The organism is Propionicimonas sp., assembly GCF_034927565.1.
In the GTDB taxonomy this organism is placed as follows: domain Bacteria; phylum Actinomycetota; class Actinomycetes; order Propionibacteriales; family Propionibacteriaceae; genus Propionicimonas.
The window spans coordinates 1-19,797 of the sequence record NZ_JAYFPT010000029.1 but is presented as its reverse complement, the minus strand read 5'-3'; the positions used below and the strand labels follow the sequence as shown (position 1 = coordinate 19,797).

Below are 19,797 nucleotides of genomic sequence, written 5' to 3'. Positions count from 1 at the left end.
ACCCCAGCCGCAATCTGTGTCGCTCCGGTCAGGTCTGCTACCTGCACGGGCGTCAACGCCATGGTGCGGGTGCCGTCGCCAAGCTGGGCGACGTCGTTGTATCCCCAGCAATAGGCGCTGCCCGAGTCGGTGACAGCGCAGGTGTGGTCGGTCCCGGCGTCGATCTGTGTGATGCCCGTCAGGCCGGACACCTCGGCCGGCTCGTTGCGAGCGGATGTTGTGCCGTCGCCGAGGGTTCCTCTCCAGTTGTCGCCCCAGCAGAGGGCAATCCCCGTGCTCTTCAATGCACAGGTGTGCCTAAAACCGGCTGTGATCTGGACGATCCCCGTCAGGTCCGGCACCTGCACGGGAGCCGCGGCCGTGGCGTGAGTGCCGTCGCCGAGTTGGCCACGCTCGTTGTCACCCCAGCAACGGACGGTGCCGTCCTGGGACAGCGCGCAGGTGTGGTTTACACCGGCGGCGATCTGCACAACATCGACCAGGCCGGTGACCTGGACCGGAGTGAGGCGGTCGGTGGTGGTCCCGTCGCCCAGTTGGCCCTGGCCGTTGTAGCCCCAGCAGCTGACGGTGCCCTCGTCGGTGAGTGCACAGGCGTGATTGCCTCCTGCACTGACCTGGGCGATGCCGCTGGGTGCGCTGGCGCCGGCCTTGACGGTGAGGGCCAGGGTGGTCGTCGCTGTCGCGCCCAACGCATCGGTGACGGTGATGCTCGTGGTGGAGTTCCCTGCCACGCCGGGGGTTCCGCTCAGGGCCCCGGTGCTGGCGTTCAGGTTGAGCCCGGCGGGCAGGCCCGTCCCCGTCCAGGTGTAAGGGCCTGTGCCGCCGGTCGCTGCGAGCGTGGTCGAGTAGGGCTGGCCGAGGGTGGCTGCGGGCAGGCTGGAGGTGGTGATGGTCAACGGCAGGCTTGGATCGGTGCCGTCATCGCCGTCGTCCCCACCGCCACCGGTGTTGATGGAGGGGCAGACGTTGCTGGTCTTCGTCGGCTTGATGAGCTGTTTGTCCAGCGAGAAGGACTTGCCGGTGAGCTTCTTCAGGAAGGCGCTGGTCTTCAGGCCGATGGACGCCTGCGGGCCGTAGGTGATCCTGCAGTCGAAGCCTTCGCTGAGGCTGCCCTTGATGGCGATGTCGAGCCCCGCTCCCAGCGTTGCGTAGGGGCCGGCGAGGCTGTAGATCATCAGGTTGGCCTCGGCTCCGGCACCGACGGCGTAACCTCCTGCGGCCTTCAGATCGAGCAGGGAACTCTGCACGGCCGCGGTGGCCGTGTACGGCTTCGGCGCGAGGTTGCCGCTGCCGGTGTTGGTGATCCCGGATTCGATCTTTCCGTTCTGGGACAGTGACGCGGTGACCTCGATCGAGCCGTTGACATCCCAGGTCGCGTACACCTCGAGGTTCATCTCGACCCAGACCGGGACGGCGCCGATCCATCCCTTCAGGACGTGTTTGAGGGTTCCCAGGGTGTAGCGCTGGTTCATGGCCGCAGCCTGGCTGACAGCGCCGGTGAGCTGGTTGGCGACTTCGACGCCGGCTCCGATCTTGTAGGACTTCAATGTGAACCAGTCCATGTCGAAGGCGAGGTTGACGTACGGCGTCAGGCTGAGGTTGCCCTTCAGCGTGGCGGTGGCACCGCCCTTCGTCCAGGTCTTGTCCACACTCAGCGCAAGCCGGTTCTTCGCCGATGCAGCCAGGCCCAGGGTTTGGCCGACAGGCCGGGACGGCAGGGACTGCACGGTGACGCCGTCGGCGGCTGTGAAGGAGGACGTCACAACGGTCAGGCCGATCTCGGCGGCGCTGTCAGGCACGTTCTCGACCACGTCGACCAGGCTCGCGTCCGACGTGGAGATCGTGGTGGCCGAGCCCGTCCGTACGACCTTTGCCACTTTCCGGAGCGCACCTGAGGGGGCCTCACTCCGCGGCGGCAGGGCAAGCACGTCTCCCTTGACGATGTCCTTTGCCGAGGCCGGGGCGTTCGAGAGCACCAGCGTCCCGGTGGCCGTGTTGTAGGTGGTGACCTTTGCCGCTTCGGCGTCACTGACCGGACGTGCGGCGGAAGCGATCGCCACCTTGTCGGGCTTGATCGTGACTGTTGTCGGCGCTGTGGCCTTGGCGGGAGCGCCGTGCCATGCGGGAACGTAGGCCCGGTAGCTGAAGGTCCCGGCAGTCTTCGCCACCAACGCGATGGTGGACCTGCCCTTCGCTGTCTGGACGCCGGTCGCGACGGTCGTCCACTTCCCGCCCGACTTCACCTGGATCTGGGTCGGCCGCCCGGATCGCGCCGGCTTCGCCACGACCGTCGCCGTCACCGACTGGTTCACAAAGGCTGACTTCGTGATCGACAGTGTGACCGACTGGGTCGACGTCCTGACCGTCTTGGATCGGCTGGTGATCTTCTGGTAGTTCTTGCCGGCGACGCGGGTCTTCTTGGCCACAACGCGGAGCTTCACTGATCCCTTCTTCGTGGCGGCAGTCAGGCTGAACGCCCCCGTCGACGTCGTCTTGCCGGTCGCGATCGTCTTCCACGTCGATCCGGACTTGAGTTGCAGGACGACCGGTCGTACCACCTTCGACGACAATCGGCCGGTGACGGTGAACTTCTCACCCTTGATCGGCGCTGCGGGAGAGACCTTCAACGCCGGTGCACCGGCAGCCGCAGCATCCGGCGTCGCCGACGGCACCGCGAGGAAGCCCGCTGCCATCACTGCGATCATCGCCACCGTCGCCCACAGCCTGCGCATCATGCACCCTCCGTCAGAAGAACCCCAGTCAGGGGATATTTTCTCGATCCGGCGGCCTCGGGACTCCCCAGATCGCAGAACTCATACGACCTCGTACAGTGTGTGGTCAGTCGGGTAGTGGGAGATAGGTGTGCCCCCATCACCGAGTTTGGTCTGCTTCGAGCTCACCCGACTCTGACCGTCAGTGGTGACGGCCTTGTCCGTCTCGGATGTGGTGGGCAGCGGTGGGCGGCCGGTCGTTGAGCGCACTGACTACCGCTCGCCGGGCCGGAACCCCGGATGGAGCTGTTCATCGATTCCCAGCAACTCCAGGAAGGCCAGATAGCGCGGACGCAGCGCGGGCGTCGGGACATGCCTGCCGTTGAGCCAGCCCTGCATGGTGGCTGGTGCCACATTGGCGGCGTGCGCCGCGCCACGGACGGACAGGTGCCGGTCGAGCCGGGCCTGGTTGAGCAACTGGACGAACTCGTCGTAAGGCATCTCGGCCATTGGCCTGCTTCCTCCCTGAGGATCACCGCCAGTCCGGTCGGTGTCTGATCAGAGTGAAGCGAATCGCGGTGCGCTCCGTCCCCTGCGGCGGGCAGGTTCATACAGATTCATACAGCTGCCAGATTCATACAGCTGCCACCCACACTCCGCGGCCGCAGCCCACCCGGACTCGTCACCAGGCCGCCCCCTTGGACAGGAGCCACCCGGTCAGTCGCGCCGTCCCCGCTCCGGGAGCCGGTCGAGCGCCGACCGGGCGGCCTCGCGCGCCTTCTCGCTGACGTCCGCGGGAAGGGTGCGCAGCGAGGAGTACATCTCCTCGACGAGGTGCCCGAACCGCTTCTCCACCTCGGTCCGCTTGACCTTCAGGGTGGGCGTGAGCAGCCCGTTCTCTTGGGTGAACTCCTCCCACAGCACGCGCAGGTCCTTGATCTGCTCGTAGTGGGCGAGCTTGCCGGTCAGCCCCTGCACGCGGCGCTTCAACTCGTCCACGATCTCGGGATGGCTGACCAGCTCGTCCGTCCTGGCCCAGCTGAGCCGGAGCTGCCGTCCGAGTTCCTCCAGGTCGGGGATGGACGGCGACACCAGCAGCGTCAGGTAGGGACGGTTGTCGCCCAGCACCACCGCGTACTCGACCAGCGGGTCGGCGGCTACCAGCCCCTCGATCGGCGCCGGCGCGATGTTCTTGCCGGTACTGGTGATGATCAGGTCCTTGATCCGGTCGGTGATCACCAGGTAGTCGTCGGGGTCGAGGTAGCCGACGTCACCGGTGTGCAGCCAGCCGTCCTGGATGGCCTGCGCGGTGGCATCCGGACGGTTCCAGTAGCCGGCCATCAGGTTCGGCCCGCGGTAGCAGATCTCGCCGCCCTCGGCGATCTTCACCTCGCCGCCGGGCATCACCTTGCCGACCGTCCCGAACTTGAACGCCTCCGGGGACGGGAAGCTGACCAGCGGCGAGCACTCGGTGAGACCGTAACCCTGCAGTACCAGCAGGCCGCAGGCGGAGAGGAACTCCTCGATCTCGTGGCGCAACGGGGCGCCGCCGCAGGCCATCACCGTCTTCGCCCCGCCCAGGGCGTCCCGGACGGCGCCCAGCACCAGTTTGTCCGCCAGCTTCAGCTGTGCCGCCCAGAAGGGGGACGGACGTCTGCCCTTGCGGTAGGCCCGCTGGTTGTGGCCACCGACTCGCAGCGCCCAGGACAGGATGCGCTGCTTGGCTGGCGAACCAGCGACCTTCTCGTAGGCGCCGGCGTAGACCTTCTCGTACAGCCGCGGCACGCTGACCAGCAGGGTGGGACGGGCGTCCACCAGCGAAGTGGCCACCTGGCGCGGATCGGCCACATAGGTGTTCATGCAGCCGTTGGCCAGGACGACGTAGGTCCAGGCCCGCTCCAGCGCATGGCTGAGCGGCAGGAAGCAGAGCGAGTGGTCGTCCGGCGTGATGTCGAAGAAGCTGTTGAGCACCGCGATCTGGTGGGTGAAGCCGCGGTGGGTGAGCATCGCGCCCTTCGGGTCCCCGGTGGTGCCCGAGGTGTAGACCAGCGAGGTCACGTCCTGCGGACGTACGGCCGCCCGGCGAGCTTCCACCTCGGCGCGGCCGGCGTCCGAACCCTCGTCGAGGCCACCGACGCGCGGGCCAGCGTCGGACAGCTCGTCGAAGACCAGCACCTTGCGCAGTTCGGGCAGTTCGGGCCAGACCTCCTCGACGATGGCCAACTCGCGCCGGCCGGCGACGAAGGCCACCACGGCACCGGAGTCGGACAGGATGTGCTTCACCTGGGGCGGGGTGCTGGTGGCGTACAGCGGTACCGAGATCGCCGCCGCGTTCAGGCAGGCGAGGTCGGCGATCGTCCACTCCGGGCGGTTGGTGGAGAAGATCGCCACCCGGTCACCGGCCTGGACACCGAGGTCGACCAGCCGGGCAGCCAGGCCGCGGGCGCGAGCGTCCAGCTCAGCGAAGGTCATCGTCGCCCAGCCACCCTCACTGGCGATCCTGGTGGCGTTGCGGGAGCCGTGGCGGGCCACTGCGTCGTCCAGTACTGCGATCAGGGTGGCATCCATGGCTGTCCTCTCCCTGGCGGCCGGGTCCGCTACAACGCTCCAACCTACCCGCGGTGCAACCGTTGCACCATGCGATCGGCGAATCCGTGCCGCTTGTTTCGCGAACCAGGCGCGGTGGGCTCAGGCTCGTCGCGGACCACCTGGACACACGGTGTGATCGAACTCCCGACGACGGACTTTCAGCCACAGCATGCAGTGGTCACGACGGAACGACCACCCACCCCCCAACAAGCTGTGACCGAGCTTCCAACGACGGAGCTTCAGCCACAGCATGCAGTGGTCGCCGTCAGCCGAACATCCTCTCCCGAACATCCTTTCCCGGCGATCCCCTCCCAGCCATGCTGTGACCGATCCCCCGAAGACGGACTTTCAGCCACAGCTTGCCGTGATCACGTCTGAGCGGCCACCCACTCACGGACAAGCTGTGGCTGATCCACCGAAGACGGGCTTTCGATCACAGCTTGCGGCTCATCGGAGTGGCTCATCGGAGTGGCTCACCGGAGTGGCTCGCCGGAGTAGGTCTGGCCGGGCGGCGGCGGTCCGGCGACGGGACGTGGGGCAACGGGACGTGGGGTAACAGGGCCGCCCGTCGAAACAGCCGGCGGCTCGGGTGGGGACGGTGTCGGGGGCGGGGGATAGGGTCGAAGCATGACCTTGCTCGGAGCGCACATCGACCAGCTCGATCCGATCGCGGAGGCACAGGCGCGGGGGGCGAATCTCAGCCAGCTCTTCCTGGGGGATCCGCAGGGATGGAAGGGGCCGAAGGTCGCCTACGCCGGCGGCGCCGAGGCATTGCGGGCGGACGCCGAGGCGGCCGGTGTCAGTCTGGTCGTGCATGCGCCCTACGTGCTCAATGTGGCCAGCACCAACAACCGGATCCGGATCCCGTCCCGGCAGCACCTGCAGAAACAGCTCACCGCCGCCGCGCAGATCGGCGCGCTCGGCGTCGTCGTCCACGGCGGCCACGTCACCGCCTCGGACGATCCTGAGACCGGCTATCAGAACTGGCGCAAGGCGGTCGACGGGCTGTCGATCGACGCCCCGCTGCTGATCGAGAACACCGCCGGCGGCGGCAACGCCATGGCCCGCGGGCTGGAGAAGATCGCCCGGCTCTGGGACGCGATCTCCGGTTCGCCCAATATCGACCGGGTCGGCTTCTGTCTGGACACCTGCCACGCCCACGCCAGCGGGGAACAACTGCTGGGCCTGGTCGAGCGCGTCAAAGCGATCACCGGCCGGCTCGACCTGGTGCATGTCAACGACTCCCGCGACGCCTTCGACTCCGGCGCCGACCGGCACGCCAACCTCGGCCACGGCCACTGCGACCCCGAAGGACTGGCGGACGTGATCCGCACGGCCGGTTGCCCGCTCGTCCTGGAGACGCCGGGCGGGGTGGAGGAGCATCTCGCCGATCTGGCCTGGGTGCGCGCCGCCCTCGGCTGACGCTGACCGGCCCGTCTCCTCGGTCGCCGGCCAGCGCCCCGCCGCCGACCACCGACCGCCCGGCAACCACGCCCAGCCAGCCGCGATAGCCTGACAGCGTGAAGAACAGCATCTACCTCGCTGCTCCGGAAGGCCTCACCGGCAAGTCGATGGTCGCGGTCGGCATCATGGACGCGCTGCAGCGCCAGACCACCTCGGTGGGCGTGTTCCGCCCCGTCCTGGCCCGGGCCGGCCACGACGAGGTCCTGGACACCCTGGTCTCCCAGCCCAACATCGACCAGACCTACGACGAGGGCGCCGGCGTCACCTACGAGGAGATCCACGCCGACCCAACCGAGGCGCTGTCGAAACTGGTCGCGAAGTTCGCTGCGCTGCGGGAGAAGTACGAGTCGATCGTGATCGTCGGCTCGGACTACACCGACATCACCACCCCCACCGAGCTGACCTTCAACGCCCGGATCGCCGCCAATCTCAACACCCCGGTGCTGCTGGTGGTGAGCGGACGAGGACGCACCCCCGAGCAGGTGCTGGCCGCCGCCGAGTCCGCAGTGAGCGAGTTCACCGCCCAGCACGCCAAGGTGATCGGCGTCTTCGTCAACCGGGTTGAACTGGCCGACCTGGCCGCCGTCCGCAGGCAGCTGGACGTCATCCCGGACATGATCGTGGAGGCGCTGCCGTCCGACCGGCTGCTGGCCGCCCCGACGGTGGGCCAGCAGTTCGAGGCGGTGGACGCCAACCTCGTCCTGGGCAACGCCGAGCTGCTGATCCGGGAATCGGTCACCCCGCTGGTGGCGGCGATGACCCTGCCGAACGTGCTGGAACGGCTGCAGACCGACTCGACGGTGATCATGCCGGGCGACCGCACCGATCTGCTGCCCGGGTTGCTGCTGGCCAACGAGTCGGGGGCCTTCCCCCATCTGGCGGGGGTGATCCTGGTCGGTGGCTACCCGATCCCCGAGCCGATCACCAAGCTGATCAGCACCGTCCACAACGAGCTCCCGATCGGCATGACCCACCTGGGCACCTACACCGCCGCCGAGAAACTGTTCCCGCTTGAGGGTGCGATGACCGCCACCCCGCGCAAGGTTGAGATCGCCCGCCGGATCTTCTCCGAGAACGTGGACGCCGACCGGCTGCTGGGTGTCATGCAGGTGCACCGCTCGACCACCGTCACCCCGCTGATGTTCGAGCACCAGCTGATGGAACTGGCCCGGTCGAACCGGCAGACCATCGTGATGCCGGAAGCCGGCGACGACCGCATCCTGGAGTCGGCGGCGATCCTCACCCGCCGCGGCGTTGCCAACCTGATCCTGCTCGGCGACCCGACGGTGGTGAAGAGCCGCGCCACCCACCTCGGCCTGGGCCTGTCCGGGGTCGAGATCGTCGACCCGAACGACCCGGAGCTGGTGGAGCGGTTCGCCGCCGAGTACGCCCGGCTGCGCGCCCACAAGGGCGTCACTCTCGAGCAGGCCACCGCCAAGATGGCCGACCTGTCCTATTTCGGGACGATGATGGTCCACCTCGGCATGGCCGACGGCATGGTGTCCGGCGCGATCAACACCACCGCGAACACCATCCGTCCCTCGCTGGAGTTCATCAAGACCCGGCCCGGGGTATCGGTGGTGTCGGGCTCCTTCCTGATGTGCCTGCCTGACCGCGTCGTGGTCTACGCCGACTGCGCGGTCAACCCCAACCCGTCCGCCGAACAACTGGCAGACATCGCGATCTCCTCGGCCGAGACCGCGGTGAAATTCGGCATCGAACCGCGGGTCGCGATGCTGTCTTACTCCACCGGCACCTCCGGGACTGGTGAGGACGTGGACAAGGTCCGCGCCGCCACCGAGCTGGTCCGGGAGCGGGCACCGGAGCTGGCGCTGGAGGGCCCGATCCAGTTCGACGCGGCGGTCGACCCGGTGGTCGCCCGCACCAAGCTGCCGTCCTCGCCGGTGGCCGGCCAGGCGACGGTGTTCATCTTCCCCGACCTCAATACCGGCAACAACACCTACAAGGCCGTGCAGCGCTCGGCCGGCGCGGTGGCGATCGGCCCCGTCCTGCAGGGCCTCAACAAGGCCGTCAACGACCTCTCCCGCGGCGCCCTGGTCGACGACATCGTCAACACCGTCGCCATCACCGCCATCCAGGCCCAGACGAGCGCTCCGTCCGGCACGTCGGCGGCGGACGGGAGCGAGTCCCGTCACGGGACGCGCCAACGGATCGCGGGCTAGAGCGTGTCTGCCTGTCCCTGGCCGTCGCGAGCGGAGTCCCTCGGAGTGGCTCGCCAGGCGGAGGAGATCGGCGATGTGATGCATCGTCGACCGACGACAACGCGAGACGCCCGTGGGGCACCGCGCTGCAGGCCACCGTGGGGATAGTGGACACGCTCCAGACGCCCATCTCGCTGGTCGGGCCCGTCGAGGCCAGCTTGCTCACATCGCCGGGGTCTCGACAGGCTCGACCGCGGCAAGGAAGGAACGCACCATGGCCAAGCCGATCCTGTTGCTGAACTGCGGGTCGTCGTCCATCAAATACCAGGTGATCGACGCTGAAACCGAGGACGTGGTCGCGTCCGGCATCGTGCAGCGAATCGGCGACGAGTCCGGCACCATCGACCACAGCTACGGCGACCGGACCGCGCACGAGACCCACGGCTTCCCCAACCACGGCGTGGCGCTGAAGGTGCTGGTGGAGGTCTTCAACGAGGTCGGGCCGTCCCTGGCCGACGTGGTGGCGGTCGGGCACCGGACAGTCCACGGCGGGTCGAAGTTCCGTGGCACCACGGTGATCGACGACGAGGTGCTCGACGTGCTGCGGACGCTGAGCCCGCTGGCCCCGCTGCACAACCCGCCGGGCATTGCCGGCATCGAGGCCGCCCGGGCGGTGCTGCCCGACGTCCCGCACGTGGCGATCTTCGACACCGCCTTCTTCGCCACCCTGCCGCCCGAGGCGTACACCTACGCGATCGACGCAGAGTTGGCCGCTGAGCACCAGATCCGCAAGTACGGCTTCCACGGCACCTCGCACAGCTACGTGTCGAAGAAGGTCGCCGACGTGCTGGGCCGCGACTACGCGTCGTTCAACCAGATCGTCTGCCACCTCGGCAACGGGGCATCGGTGTCGGCAATCCGTGGCGGGGTGGCGGTCGACACCTCGATGGGCCTGACCCCGCTGGCCGGCCTGGTGATGGGCACCCGCTCGGGCGATGTCGACCCCGGCCTGCATGCCTTCCTCGGGCGTGAACTGGGCATGACCCTGGACCAGGTGGACACCCTGCTGAACAAGAAATCGGGCATGCTCGGCCTCACCGGGGTGACCGATTTCCGCGACGTCAACGCCTTGATCGCCGAGGGCAACCAGGCGGCCGACCTGGCGATGAATGTGTTCTGCTACCGGCTGCGCGGCTACATCGGCTCCTACCTCGCCCAACTCGGTGGAGTGCAGGCGCTCACCTTCACCGCCGGAGTCGGCGAGAACGATGCCGTGGTGCGCGCCCGGGTGGTCAAGCCGCTGGAGCCGCTTGGCTTCGTCCTGGACGAGGAGGCGAACCGCGTCCGCTCGAAGCAGCCGCGGGTGATCTCCACCCCGGATTCCGCGGTCACCGTCCTGGTCGTCCCCACCAACGAGGAGTTGGCGATGGCCCGCGAGACCATCGCCGCCATCAGCTGACCCCGCCCCTCCTCGGCCCTCCCCGGCCCTCCCCGGCCCCTTCCGTTTGTGCGGAGTTGGCCCGGGTCTGCCCTCGTCCATACCCCGCTCAACTCCGCACAACCGTCAGTTCGAGGGCCAGCCACGCTCCTGGAGAGCGGCCCGCAGCCGAGCGGTGATCTCGAGGAAGCCGTTCGCCCGGTGGCCGCGGTGGGCACGTATCACCCGCCAGCCGTCTGCGACCGCGGCGTCCAGCACGTCGATGTCCTTGCGGCGCTGGCCCTCGTCCTGGAAGTGGTGCGGTCCGTCGTACTCAAGCAGGATCCGGCGCTTCCGGTCGACCAGGTCACCGAGCCGAAGTCGCCGGCCCTGCCTGTCCACAACCCACACGTTCACTTCAGGCTCGGGAAGCCCGGCGTCCACAATCGCCAGCCGGAGCTCGGTCTCGGGGACGGAGTCGGTGTTGGGACGGACGAGCTCCAGTGCGGCGCGCAGTCGCCTCACTCCATGGCGTCCGCTATAGGCCCGCACCCTGAAGGCCAGGTCTTCCATGGTGGCGAGCGGGTCTTTCCTGCGAACGAGTGCATCTCCCACGATCACGAGTTCGTTGAGGTGGAGCATCGACGAGAGCTCGCACCAGGTATCAACCGCCGTCGAGACCTCCATCCCGCCGAGGGCCACCGTCCGCTGCCGCCCGCTGCGAACGAAATGAGCGGTGACACCCACTGCCTGCGGACGCGCCTCGCGGGATCCGAGAGTGACATGCACCGACAGATCGGCAAAGAGGCGATGCGGCACCGGCAGGCCGTGCAGGTGGGCGGCTGTCAGATGACTGAACACGGCTCCCTGGGGGCTACGACTGGCGAAGGCATACGCCCGCCTGATCGCGATCAGGCGCAGTGCCACCCACCTGTCGCTGTCGGCTCCAACGCTGTCGGGTGACGCGAGCGCCCGATCGCCGACCGGCACCCGCACACCTCGGAATGGTGCCCCCAGGTCAGCGGCGGAAAGCCTGCCGGGAGACACTCCCCTTCGCACCGCCTCGGCGGTCGTGAAGGGCACCCCCTGCAGGTCGGGCGGAAGTGGTCGTGGCTTGCGCATTCCTCATGGTGCGATGCCACCGATCTCGGACGGACGGTTATCCACAGCCTTCACGTCCGTCCACAGGTAGCGCAACTACCACCTGCGGCGACGTCACACCTCCCACCCCACCGTTTGTGCGGGATTCCGCCGGGAACCCTTCCAGCCATACCACCCCCAACTCCGCACAAACCGGCGGAGGCGGGGTGCGCATCGTCCCGGGGCTGGTTGTGCGGGGTTTCGACGGGAACGCCGGCAGCCATATCGCCTTCAACTCCGCACAAACGGGGGAGATGGGGATGAGGCGGGAGTGGGCGTGCGGGCGTGCTGGTTGGGATAGATTTCCCCCTATGGCAACGGCTCTGGTCACCGGTGGCACCTCCGGCATCGGTGCGGCTTTTGCGCGCGCCCTGGCGGCGCGGGGGGACGACCTGGTGCTGGTGGCCCGGGACCAGGAGCGCCTCGCCACGGTGGCCGCCGAACTGGTGGCGGCCCACGGCGTCGCGGTCGAAACCCTGCCGGCCGACCTCGCCGTCCACGCGGACGTGGTGAAGGTCGCGGCGCGACTGGAGGACGCCGCCCGTCCGATCGACATGCTGGTGAACAACGCCGGCTTCGGGATGCACAACCGACTGCTGTCCACTGACATCGAACTCCACGAACGTGCGATCGACGTGATGTGCAAGGCCGTCCTGGTGCTCGGCGGTGCTGCCGGGCGGGCGATGAAGGCCCGCGGCCACGGCTGGATCATCAACGTCTCGTCGGTGTCGAGCTGGATCTCCCAGGGCAACTACTCCGCGATCAAGGCCTGGGTGCGGGTGTATTCGGAGAGTCTGGCGAACGAGTTGTACGGCACCGGCGTGACGGTGACCGCGCTGTGCCCGGGCTGGGTGCGCACCGAATTCCACGAGCGCGCCCGGATCAAGACCGAGTCCCTGCCCAGCTGGATCTGGATCGACCCCGACACCCTGGTCGCCGAGGCGCTGCAGGACGCCGACCGCGGCAAGACGATCTCGATCCCCACCCGGCTGTGGAAATTCCTTGGTTTTCTGGTCGCCAAGGGGCCGCTGTGGGCGATGCGGCTGGTGTCAAGGAAGCTCACCAAATCCCGCGACTGATGCCGACCAGGCGCGATTGCGCAACAATGGCAGGCGGGCAAGGAGGTTGACGGGTGGCGGAACCCAAGGTCGGTACCTACACCAGCAAGGGGCCAGCGATGGCTCGTCTGGTGACGCAGCACCTGATCATGAAGCCGTACATCTGGTCGGCGGTCACCGTGCACACCCACGGGATGCGCAATCTGGAGTCGGTCAAGCCGCCGTTCGTCCTGATCGCCAACCACTCCAGCCACCTCGACACCCCGCTGCTGATGGGCTTCCTGCCACGCCGGCTGTCGAAAAACCTGGCCAGCGCCGCCGCCGCCGACTATTTCTTCGAGACCTGGTACCGGGCCCTGCCGACCCGGCTGTTCTTCAACACCTTCCCGGTGGCCCGGCAGGGGCATGCCAATCGGGCCGGGAAGCGCGGTTTCGCTGGCGATCTGCTGAGCGCCGGGGTCCCGATCCTGCTGTTCCCGGAGGGCACCCGGTCGCGGACGGGAGCGATGACCACGTTCACTCCCGGGGCTGCCGCGCTGAGCATCTCGCGCAACGTGCCGGTGCTGCCGGTGGCGCTGGTGGGCGCCTACGCCGCGATGCCGTACGGGGCGACGGTGCCGGTACCGGGACGCCCGCACGTCCACATCGTCGTGGGACGGCCGCTGCACGCCACCCCGGGCGAGATCGCCCGGCAGTTCTCCGACCGACTGCACCGCTACGTGGTGGAGATGCACGACACCACCGCACGCGCCTATGGCATGCCCACCCAGGCCGACTTCGCCCGCGCCGTGGCGCTGCGCCAGGCCGCGGCCAAGCATGAGGCCGACCGGCGAGCCGCCGAACTCGACGAGCGCACGGCGGCCGAGGCCGAGCAGGACGCTGCCGAAGCCGAGGGAATGCCGCCGCTGCCCGAGGAGTAGGCCTGCTCGAGGAGTGGGCCTGTCCCAGGAGTAGGCCTGCCCGAGGAGTAGGCCTGTCCCAGGAGTGGCCCGCTTCCGGCAACTCCACGGGACCCTGGCGCCCGCTGGACGGACACGGCGAGCCGGACGGACACGACAAACCGCCCACTGGACGGACGCCACCACCCGCACTGGCCCAGAGCCGGCAGCCTCACCGGAGGTCGCCCGCCCGGCTCCGCGCACGATCATCCCCGATGCTCCACAGGCCGCCCGCGGGCCGTAGCATGGCGGGGTGATCCTGTCCCGCCGCTGCGCCGCGGAGGACCCCCTCAACACGATCGCACGTACCCGCGCGGCGCTGGAGGCCAGCGGCGTGCAGTTGCTCGAGTTGAGCGACTCCAACCCCACCCGGCACGATCTGCTCGACCCGGCGGTCGCCGACGTGCTGGCCCGGACGGCCCGGACGTCCACCTGCTACGACCCGGACCCGCGCGGCCCGATCGTTGCCCGTGAGGCCCTGGCCGAATACGCCGGCGGCAGTCCGGACGACTACTGGCTCACCCCCGGCACCTCGGCAGCCTACGGCTGGCTGTTCGCCCTGCTGACCGACCCCGGTGAGCAGGTGGCGATCCCGCAACCGGGGTATCCGCTGCTGGAACCGCTCGCCCGGCTGGCCGGCACCGGGCTGGTGCGCTACCCGTCCTACTACCTGCACCCGCACGGCTGGGAGTACGACCTGGACGCGCTGGATCGACTGGCTGCTGATCCGGCCACCCGCGCGGTCGTCGTGGTGAACCCGAACAACCCCACCGGCGCCGCCGCCGACCAGGCGGACGCGCTGATCGAACTCTGCTGCCGGCAGGACGGCTGCCTGGTCGCCGACGAGGTCTTCGCCCCGTTCGGCCTGGACGCTGCGACCGGCCGGACAGTCGACAGTCCGGGGATCCGGCGGCTGGCGGGCACCTCGTCCGTGCTCAGCTTCGGGCTGGACGGGCTCTCCAAGCTGCTCGCCGCACCCCATCTGAAGCTTGGCTGGATCCGGCTCAGTGGGCCCCGGAAGGACGTGGCCCGGGTGGCACCCGTCCTGGACCGGATCGCCGACGCCTACCTGCCGGCCAGTGGCCCGACCGCCGCCGCGCTGCCCGACCTGCTGCGACTGGCGCCCACCTCGGTCGCCCGGATCGGCGCCCGGCTGCGGCAGAACCTCGCGACCGCCCGGACGCTGTTCACCGGGCCGGGCTACCGGGTCCGGCGCTGCGACGGTGGCTGGACGGTACTGGTGGATATTCCGCGCGTCCTGCCCGAGGACGATGTGGTGCTCGCCCTGCTGCGGCGGGGCATCGCCGTCCAGCCTGGCTGGTTCTTCGACCTCGACAGCCCCGGCACGCTGGCCCTCTCACTGCTGCCGGCCGACTTCGCCGAGCGGTGCGGACTGCTGAAGTCGACCCTGGACGCCCTGGGCTGACGATCGCCCGAGCCAGACCAGGATTCGGCCCGCCCTGCGGCGCGGCAAAGCAGGCACAGCGGCTATCTCACTCCGGCGATGGCCCGACGGCACTCCCTGCGGCGCGGGAAAGCAGCGCCTGGTTCGACAGCCGGCTCAGCACGTCACGCCCCGAGCGAGCACGACGCCGACCCTGCCGCCAGCCCAGGCCAGCCACGAAGAAGACGTACCGGACGGTTCTGTCGAACCACGTCAGGGAGCCAGGCGCTCCCTGCACCAGCTACCGTCCATCAGGCGGTAGCGGATCCGGTCGTGGAGGCGCGACTTGCGGCCCTGCCAGAACTCCCAGCTGTCGGGGATCAGCCGGTAGCCGCCCCAGTGGGCGGGGCGCGGTGGGTTGAGGCCGTAGGTCGCCGAGGCCTTCGCCGCATTGGCCAGCAGGACCGCTCGCGAGTTGATCACCTGGCTCTGGGGGGAGGCCCAGGCGCCGATCCGCGAGTCCAGCGGACGAACGGCGAAGTAAGCGTCCGACTCCTGTTCACTCACCTTCTCCACCCGGCCCTCGATCCGGACCACCCGGTCGAGCGCCGCCCAGTGGAACTGCAGCGCGGCGTACGGGGTGGCCGCCAACTCGTGTCCCTTGCGGGAGTCGTAGTTGGTGTACCAGACCAGCCCGGAGGTGTCGGCCGACTTCAGCAACACGATCCGGGTGGACGGGCGCCCGTCCGACCCGACCGTCGCCAGGGTCATCGCGTTCGGCTCGGGCTGGCCCGCGTCTGCCACCTCGGACAGCCACCGCTCGAACTGCGCCAGCGGCTGGTCGGCGATCGCGGCCTCGTCCAGGTCGGGGTGGTCGTACTCCTTGCGCCAGTTCCTCAGATCCACAGCTTTGAGCCTAGAGCCTGTCTGGCAAGCGTGGGCTGGGACGGTGGTGAGCTGTGGACGGGACAGTCGGCCATACGACCGGGTGCTGCGAGTGTCGCGATTCTGCATCTCGATGGTGCTGGAAGCGCCGAAAGTCCGGTTGGCCAGCATCGACAGGCAGGATTGCGACACCCCTTCGTCACCGACCGGCCGGCTCTGCTCCGGACGGCAGCAGCACCAGCGACGAGGTCAGGCGGAGGGCCTCGGCTCGCCGCGGACGGCGACGGCCGGCGGGCGATCGCCCCGGATGGACGCCACCATGTCAGCCACCCGGCGGGTCGCCCGGACGTCGTGGGCACGGAAGACAGTAGCCCCCAGCCAGGCGGCGATCGCGGTGGCGGCCAGCGTGCCCTCCAGACGATCGTCGATCGGCAGGTCGAGGGTCTCGCCGACGAAGTCCTTGCGGGACAGCGACTGCAGCACGGGGTATCCCAGCCCGGCCACCTCGGCAGTGGCCCGCAGCACCCGCAGCGAGTGCCGGGTGGTCTTGCCGAAATCGAGCGTCGGGTCGACCAGGATGCGTTCGGCGGGGACGCCGGCGTCCAGCGCTCGCTGGGCCCCGGCCGCCAGCCCGTCCAGCACCGCCGTCACGACACCGTCCGGCTCGGGCGGATAGCTGACCGCCACCGGATCGGTCCGCGGCGGCAGGCCTCCGGTGTGCGAGACCACATAGCCGGCACCGATCTCGGCAGCCACCCCCACCAGGTCGGGGTCGGCCCCCGCCCAGGTGTCGTTGATCAGGTCGATCCGGACGTCAGCACAGGCCCGGGCCACCTCCGCGCGCCAGGTGTCGAGGCTGAGCAGCAGGTTCGGGTACCGCTCCCGGACGGCGTCCAGGAAGGGCAGCACCCGCTCGATCTCCTCCTCGGCTTCCACCCAGGGGCCGACCTGCCCCGCGCGCACCCCGCCCACGTCGATGAGATCGGCCCCGTCGCCGACCAGCCGGTCCAGCGCGTCCAGCCCGGTGTCCAACTCGGTGAACCGGGCCCGGGCGTAGAACGAGTCCGGCGTCCGGTTGATGATCCCCATCACCGCGGGACGGCCGGCGTCGAACCGCTGCCCGCGCAGCACCAGTGGGGCGGGCACCGTCGAACGCTCGGACTCCATGCCCCCACTGTGCCCCAGCTGGGCCGGACGGGGAAGATCACGGCGCGCTGGTCTTGATCGCGGACCATTGCTCCCGGCGGACCTCTTCTCTGCCGGCGGCCGCGGAGACTAGCCTGTGGATGCACAGACAGTGGCACGCGTACGGAAGGTACCTCATGTCCCAGGAGCAACACGTCAGCTACGGCATCGACGGTTCCGACCTCGCCAAATCTGCCGTCACCGGTATCCGGGTGGCGCTCGGCCTCGCCGGGTTGGCGGCACTGATTATCGGCCTGCTGATCAGCTTCGCCCCCACCCGGACGGCCGTCGCCCTGGCCTGGCTGCTCGGCCTGTACTGGATCATCGCCGGGGTGGTCTACGTTGCTGTCGGCATCTTCGCCCGGGGAGCCCGCACCGGTTCCCGCGTACTCGACGTCGTGCTCGGCCTCCTCATGCTGTTCGCCGGTGTCACGGTGATGTCCAGCCCGTCGGAGTCGGCGGTCTTCCTCGGCATCTTCCTGGGGATCTATGTGGGCGTGTTGTGGCTGATCGAGGGAGTAGTAGCGATCGTCCAGAGCGGTAGTGCGCCGTCGCGCGGCTGGTCGATCTTCTTCGGCATCCTCAGTGTTCTGGCCGGCATCGCCCTGTTCACCAGCCCGCTGTGGGGCGTGCAGGTGCTGTTCTTCTGGACCGGCATCCTGCTGATCGTGCTGGGCGTGATGCAGGTGATCCGCGCCTTCACCTTCGGCAAGGCACTCACCGACGCAGCCTGACGGCGGGCGCCGATCTGCTACTGGATGACCAGGAGCAGATCGCGGCCTTCGACGGCCTGGGCGTGGCCGATGGCCAGGCGGGTGACCGTCCCGGCGACCGGGGAGGTGATCGCGGCCTCCATCTTCATCGCCTCGATGGTCGCTACCTGCTGACCTGCGGTGATCTGGTCACCGACCCCGACGGTCAGGGTCACCACGCCCGCGAACGGTGCCGGGATCTGCCCCGGGATGGACGGATCGGCCCGCTCGGCCATCGCCACGGTTGCCGACACCGACTCGTCGCGCACCCACACCGACCGTTGCTGGCCGTTGATCGCACAGACCACCTGCACCATGCCGCGGTCATCGGGTTCACCGATCGCCGAGATCGACAGCAGCAGCTTCTTGCCCTTCTCGATCGCTACCTCGATCTCCTCATCCCGCCGCATGCCGTAGAGGAACTGCTTGGTCGGCAGCGCGGACACGTCAGAGAACTCCTCGTAGGCTTCCTCGAAGTCGCGGGTGGGTCCGGGGAAGAGCAGCCGGTTGAGGGTCGGACGGGGGTCCTGGTCGAGCGCCTCGTCATCGTGGGGCGACAGCTCCGTGCGGGCCGGTTTGAACGTGCGACCGGCCAACGCCTTGGTCCGGAACGGCTCGGGCCAGCCGCCGGGCGGGTCACCCAACTCGCCGTTGAGGAGGCTGATCACCGAATCCGGAATGTCGTAGGCCTGCGGATTCTCCTCGAACTCGGCCGGGTCGGCACCGCGTCCGACCAACGCCAGCGCCAGGTCGCCCACCACCTTCGACGACGGCGTCACCTTCACGATATTGCCCAGGATCCGGTTCGCGGCCGCGTAGGTGTCCTCGATCGCCTCGAACCGGTCAGCCAGCCCGAGCGCGATCGCCTGCTGCCGCAGGTTCGACAACTGCCCACCCGGAATCTCGTGGTGATACACCCGCCCGGTCGGACCGGGCAGCCCGGACTCGAAGGCCGAGTACAGGTCACGCACCGCCTCGAAATAGGGCTCGAACGACTCCACCGCGGCCAGGCTCAACCCGGTATCGCGTTCGGTGTCCTCCAACGCCGCCACCAGCGCCGACATCGACACCTGCGAGGTGGTCCCGGCCATGGACGCCGCCGCCACATCGACCGCGTCCACCCCGGCCTCGATCGCCGCCAACAACGTCCCCAACTGCCCACCCGCCGTGTCATGGGTGTGCAGATGCACCGGCAGATCGAAATTGGCTCGTAGAGCCGTAACCAATTTTGCTGCCGCTGGTGCCCGGAGCAGGCCTGCCATGTCCTTGATCGCCAGGATGTGAGCGCCCGTGGCCACCAACTCCTCGGCCAGGTGCAGGTAGTAGTCCAGGGTGTAGAGGGTCTCCGACGGGCTGGTCATGTTGCCCGTGTAGCACAGCGCCACCTCGGCCACAGCATGGTCGGTCTCCAGCACCGCCTCGACCGCGGGCCGGATCTGGTCGACATTGTTGAGCGCGTCGAAGATCCGGAAGATGTCGATCCCCGACCGGGCCGCCTCGTGCACGAACGCGGTGGTCACCTTGAGCGGGTAGGGGGTGTAGCCGACGGTGTTGCGTCCCCGCAACAACATCTGCAGCGGAATGTTCGGCATCGCCGCGTGCAACGCGTCCAGCCTGGCCCACGGGTCCTCCTTCAGGAACCGCAACGCCACGTCATAGGTCGCCCCACCCCACGCCTCCGCCGAGAACAACCCCGGCAACAACCGCGCCACCACCGGCGCAGCCTCCACCAGATCACGAGTACGCACCCGCGTCGCCAACAACGACTGATGCGCATCCCGGAAGGTCGTATCCGTCACGGCGACGGCGAGCTGGGCACGCAGCGCCGCAGCGAACCCGGCCGGACCCAACTCCACCAACTGCTGCCGCGAGCCGTCCGGCACCGGGCTGGCGGCGTTGTAGCTGGGCAGCTTCGACTGGGGCACCAGGTAGTGTCCGCGTTCGCCGTTCGGCTTGTTCACGGTCACGCCAGCGAGGTAGGTGAGCAGCTTGGTGCCGCGGTCGGCCGGGATGTGGTGGTGCAGCAGATGCGGCCGCTCATCAATGAAGGACGTCGTGGTGTGCCCGGCCAGGAAGTCGGGGTCGGAGATCACCGCCTCCAGGAACGGGATG

At 68.8% G+C, this 19,797-nt stretch carries 14 protein-coding genes; 7 read left to right on the top strand and 7 right to left on the bottom strand.

Annotated elements, in window-relative coordinates; translation table 11 throughout:
- The 3 genes from VB080_RS06320 to VB080_RS06310 form a co-directional block, all read right to left on the bottom strand.
- A partial coding sequence (locus tag VB080_RS06320; protein ID WP_323417592.1) for a putative Ig domain-containing protein occupies positions 1–2,735 on the bottom strand: 2,735 nt, incomplete at its 3' end.
- A gap of 249 nt (positions 2,736–2,984) precedes the next feature.
- A complete protein-coding gene (locus VB080_RS06315; RefSeq protein WP_323417591.1) occupies positions 2,985–3,221 on the bottom strand; it encodes a helix-turn-helix domain-containing protein in 237 nt (78 codons plus the stop codon).
- Positions 3,222–3,428: 207 nt separating this feature from the next.
- Positions 3,429–5,279 (bottom strand): long-chain fatty acid--CoA ligase, encoded by a 1,851-nt coding sequence (locus VB080_RS06310; protein WP_323417590.1) that lies wholly within the window; start codon positions 5,277–5,279, stop codon positions 3,429–3,431.
- A 648-nt stretch (positions 5,280–5,927) separates the two neighbouring features.
- Between VB080_RS06310 and VB080_RS06305 the strand changes: the two genes are divergently transcribed.
- From VB080_RS06305 to VB080_RS06295, 3 genes are all read left to right on the top strand, one after another.
- On the top strand, positions 5,928–6,722 hold the full coding sequence (locus tag VB080_RS06305) for a deoxyribonuclease IV (protein ID WP_323417589.1): 795 nt from the start codon (positions 5,928–5,930) through the stop codon (positions 6,720–6,722).
- 98 nt (positions 6,723–6,820) lie between these two features.
- The gene (gene pta, locus VB080_RS06300) at positions 6,821–8,947 is read left to right on the top strand and encodes a phosphate acetyltransferase (RefSeq protein ID WP_323417588.1); all 2,127 of its coding nucleotides are present in this window, start codon (positions 6,821–6,823) and stop codon (positions 8,945–8,947) included.
- Positions 8,948–9,200: 253 nt separating this feature from the next.
- Positions 9,201–10,385 (top strand): acetate kinase, encoded by a 1,185-nt coding sequence (locus tag VB080_RS06295; protein WP_323417587.1) that lies wholly within the window; start codon positions 9,201–9,203, stop codon positions 10,383–10,385.
- A gap of 105 nt (positions 10,386–10,490) precedes the next feature.
- Here VB080_RS06295 and VB080_RS06290 read toward each other — a convergent pair whose 3' ends face one another.
- A complete protein-coding gene (locus VB080_RS06290; RefSeq protein WP_323417586.1) occupies positions 10,491–11,204 on the bottom strand; it encodes a hypothetical protein in 714 nt (237 codons plus the stop codon).
- A 590-nt stretch (positions 11,205–11,794) separates the two neighbouring features.
- Here VB080_RS06290 and VB080_RS06285 point away from each other — a divergent pair.
- The 3 genes from VB080_RS06285 (at position 11,795) to VB080_RS06275 (ending at position 14,905) form a co-directional block, all read left to right on the top strand.
- The gene (locus VB080_RS06285) at positions 11,795–12,562 is read left to right on the top strand and encodes an SDR family NAD(P)-dependent oxidoreductase (protein WP_323417585.1); all 768 of its coding nucleotides are present in this window, start codon (positions 11,795–11,797) and stop codon (positions 12,560–12,562) included.
- A gap of 53 nt (positions 12,563–12,615) precedes the next feature.
- A complete protein-coding gene (locus VB080_RS06280; RefSeq protein ID WP_323417584.1) occupies positions 12,616–13,461 on the top strand; it encodes a lysophospholipid acyltransferase family protein in 846 nt (281 codons plus the stop codon).
- 271 nt (positions 13,462–13,732) lie between these two features.
- Positions 13,733–14,905: a pyridoxal phosphate-dependent aminotransferase gene (locus VB080_RS06275; RefSeq protein ID WP_323417583.1), complete on the top strand. Its 1,173-nt coding sequence runs from the start codon at positions 13,733–13,735 to the stop codon at positions 14,903–14,905.
- Between the two features lie 231 nt (positions 14,906–15,136).
- On the opposite strand, the gene pdxH is transcribed toward VB080_RS06275, so the two are convergent.
- Both pdxH and folP read right to left on the bottom strand, forming a co-directional pair.
- Positions 15,137–15,769 carry a pyridoxamine 5'-phosphate oxidase gene (gene pdxH, locus VB080_RS06270; protein ID WP_323417582.1) on the bottom strand — a complete coding sequence of 211 codons (633 nt, stop codon included), beginning with the start codon at positions 15,767–15,769 and terminating at the stop codon, positions 15,137–15,139.
- 228 nt (positions 15,770–15,997) lie between these two features.
- Entirely contained in the window at positions 15,998–16,915 is a 918-nt protein-coding gene (gene folP, locus VB080_RS06265; RefSeq protein WP_323417581.1) for a dihydropteroate synthase, read from the bottom strand.
- A gap of 155 nt (positions 16,916–17,070) precedes the next feature.
- On the opposite strand from folP, the gene VB080_RS06260 reads away from it, so the two are divergent.
- A complete protein-coding gene (locus VB080_RS06260; RefSeq protein ID WP_323417580.1) occupies positions 17,071–17,667 on the top strand; it encodes an HdeD family acid-resistance protein in 597 nt (198 codons plus the stop codon).
- A 17-nt stretch (positions 17,668–17,684) separates the two neighbouring features.
- Here the strand turns inward: VB080_RS06260 and VB080_RS06255 are convergent.
- Positions 17,685–19,797: pyruvate carboxylase subunit B (locus tag VB080_RS06255; RefSeq protein WP_323417579.1), on the bottom strand; the 2,113-nt coding region annotated here is incomplete at its 5' end.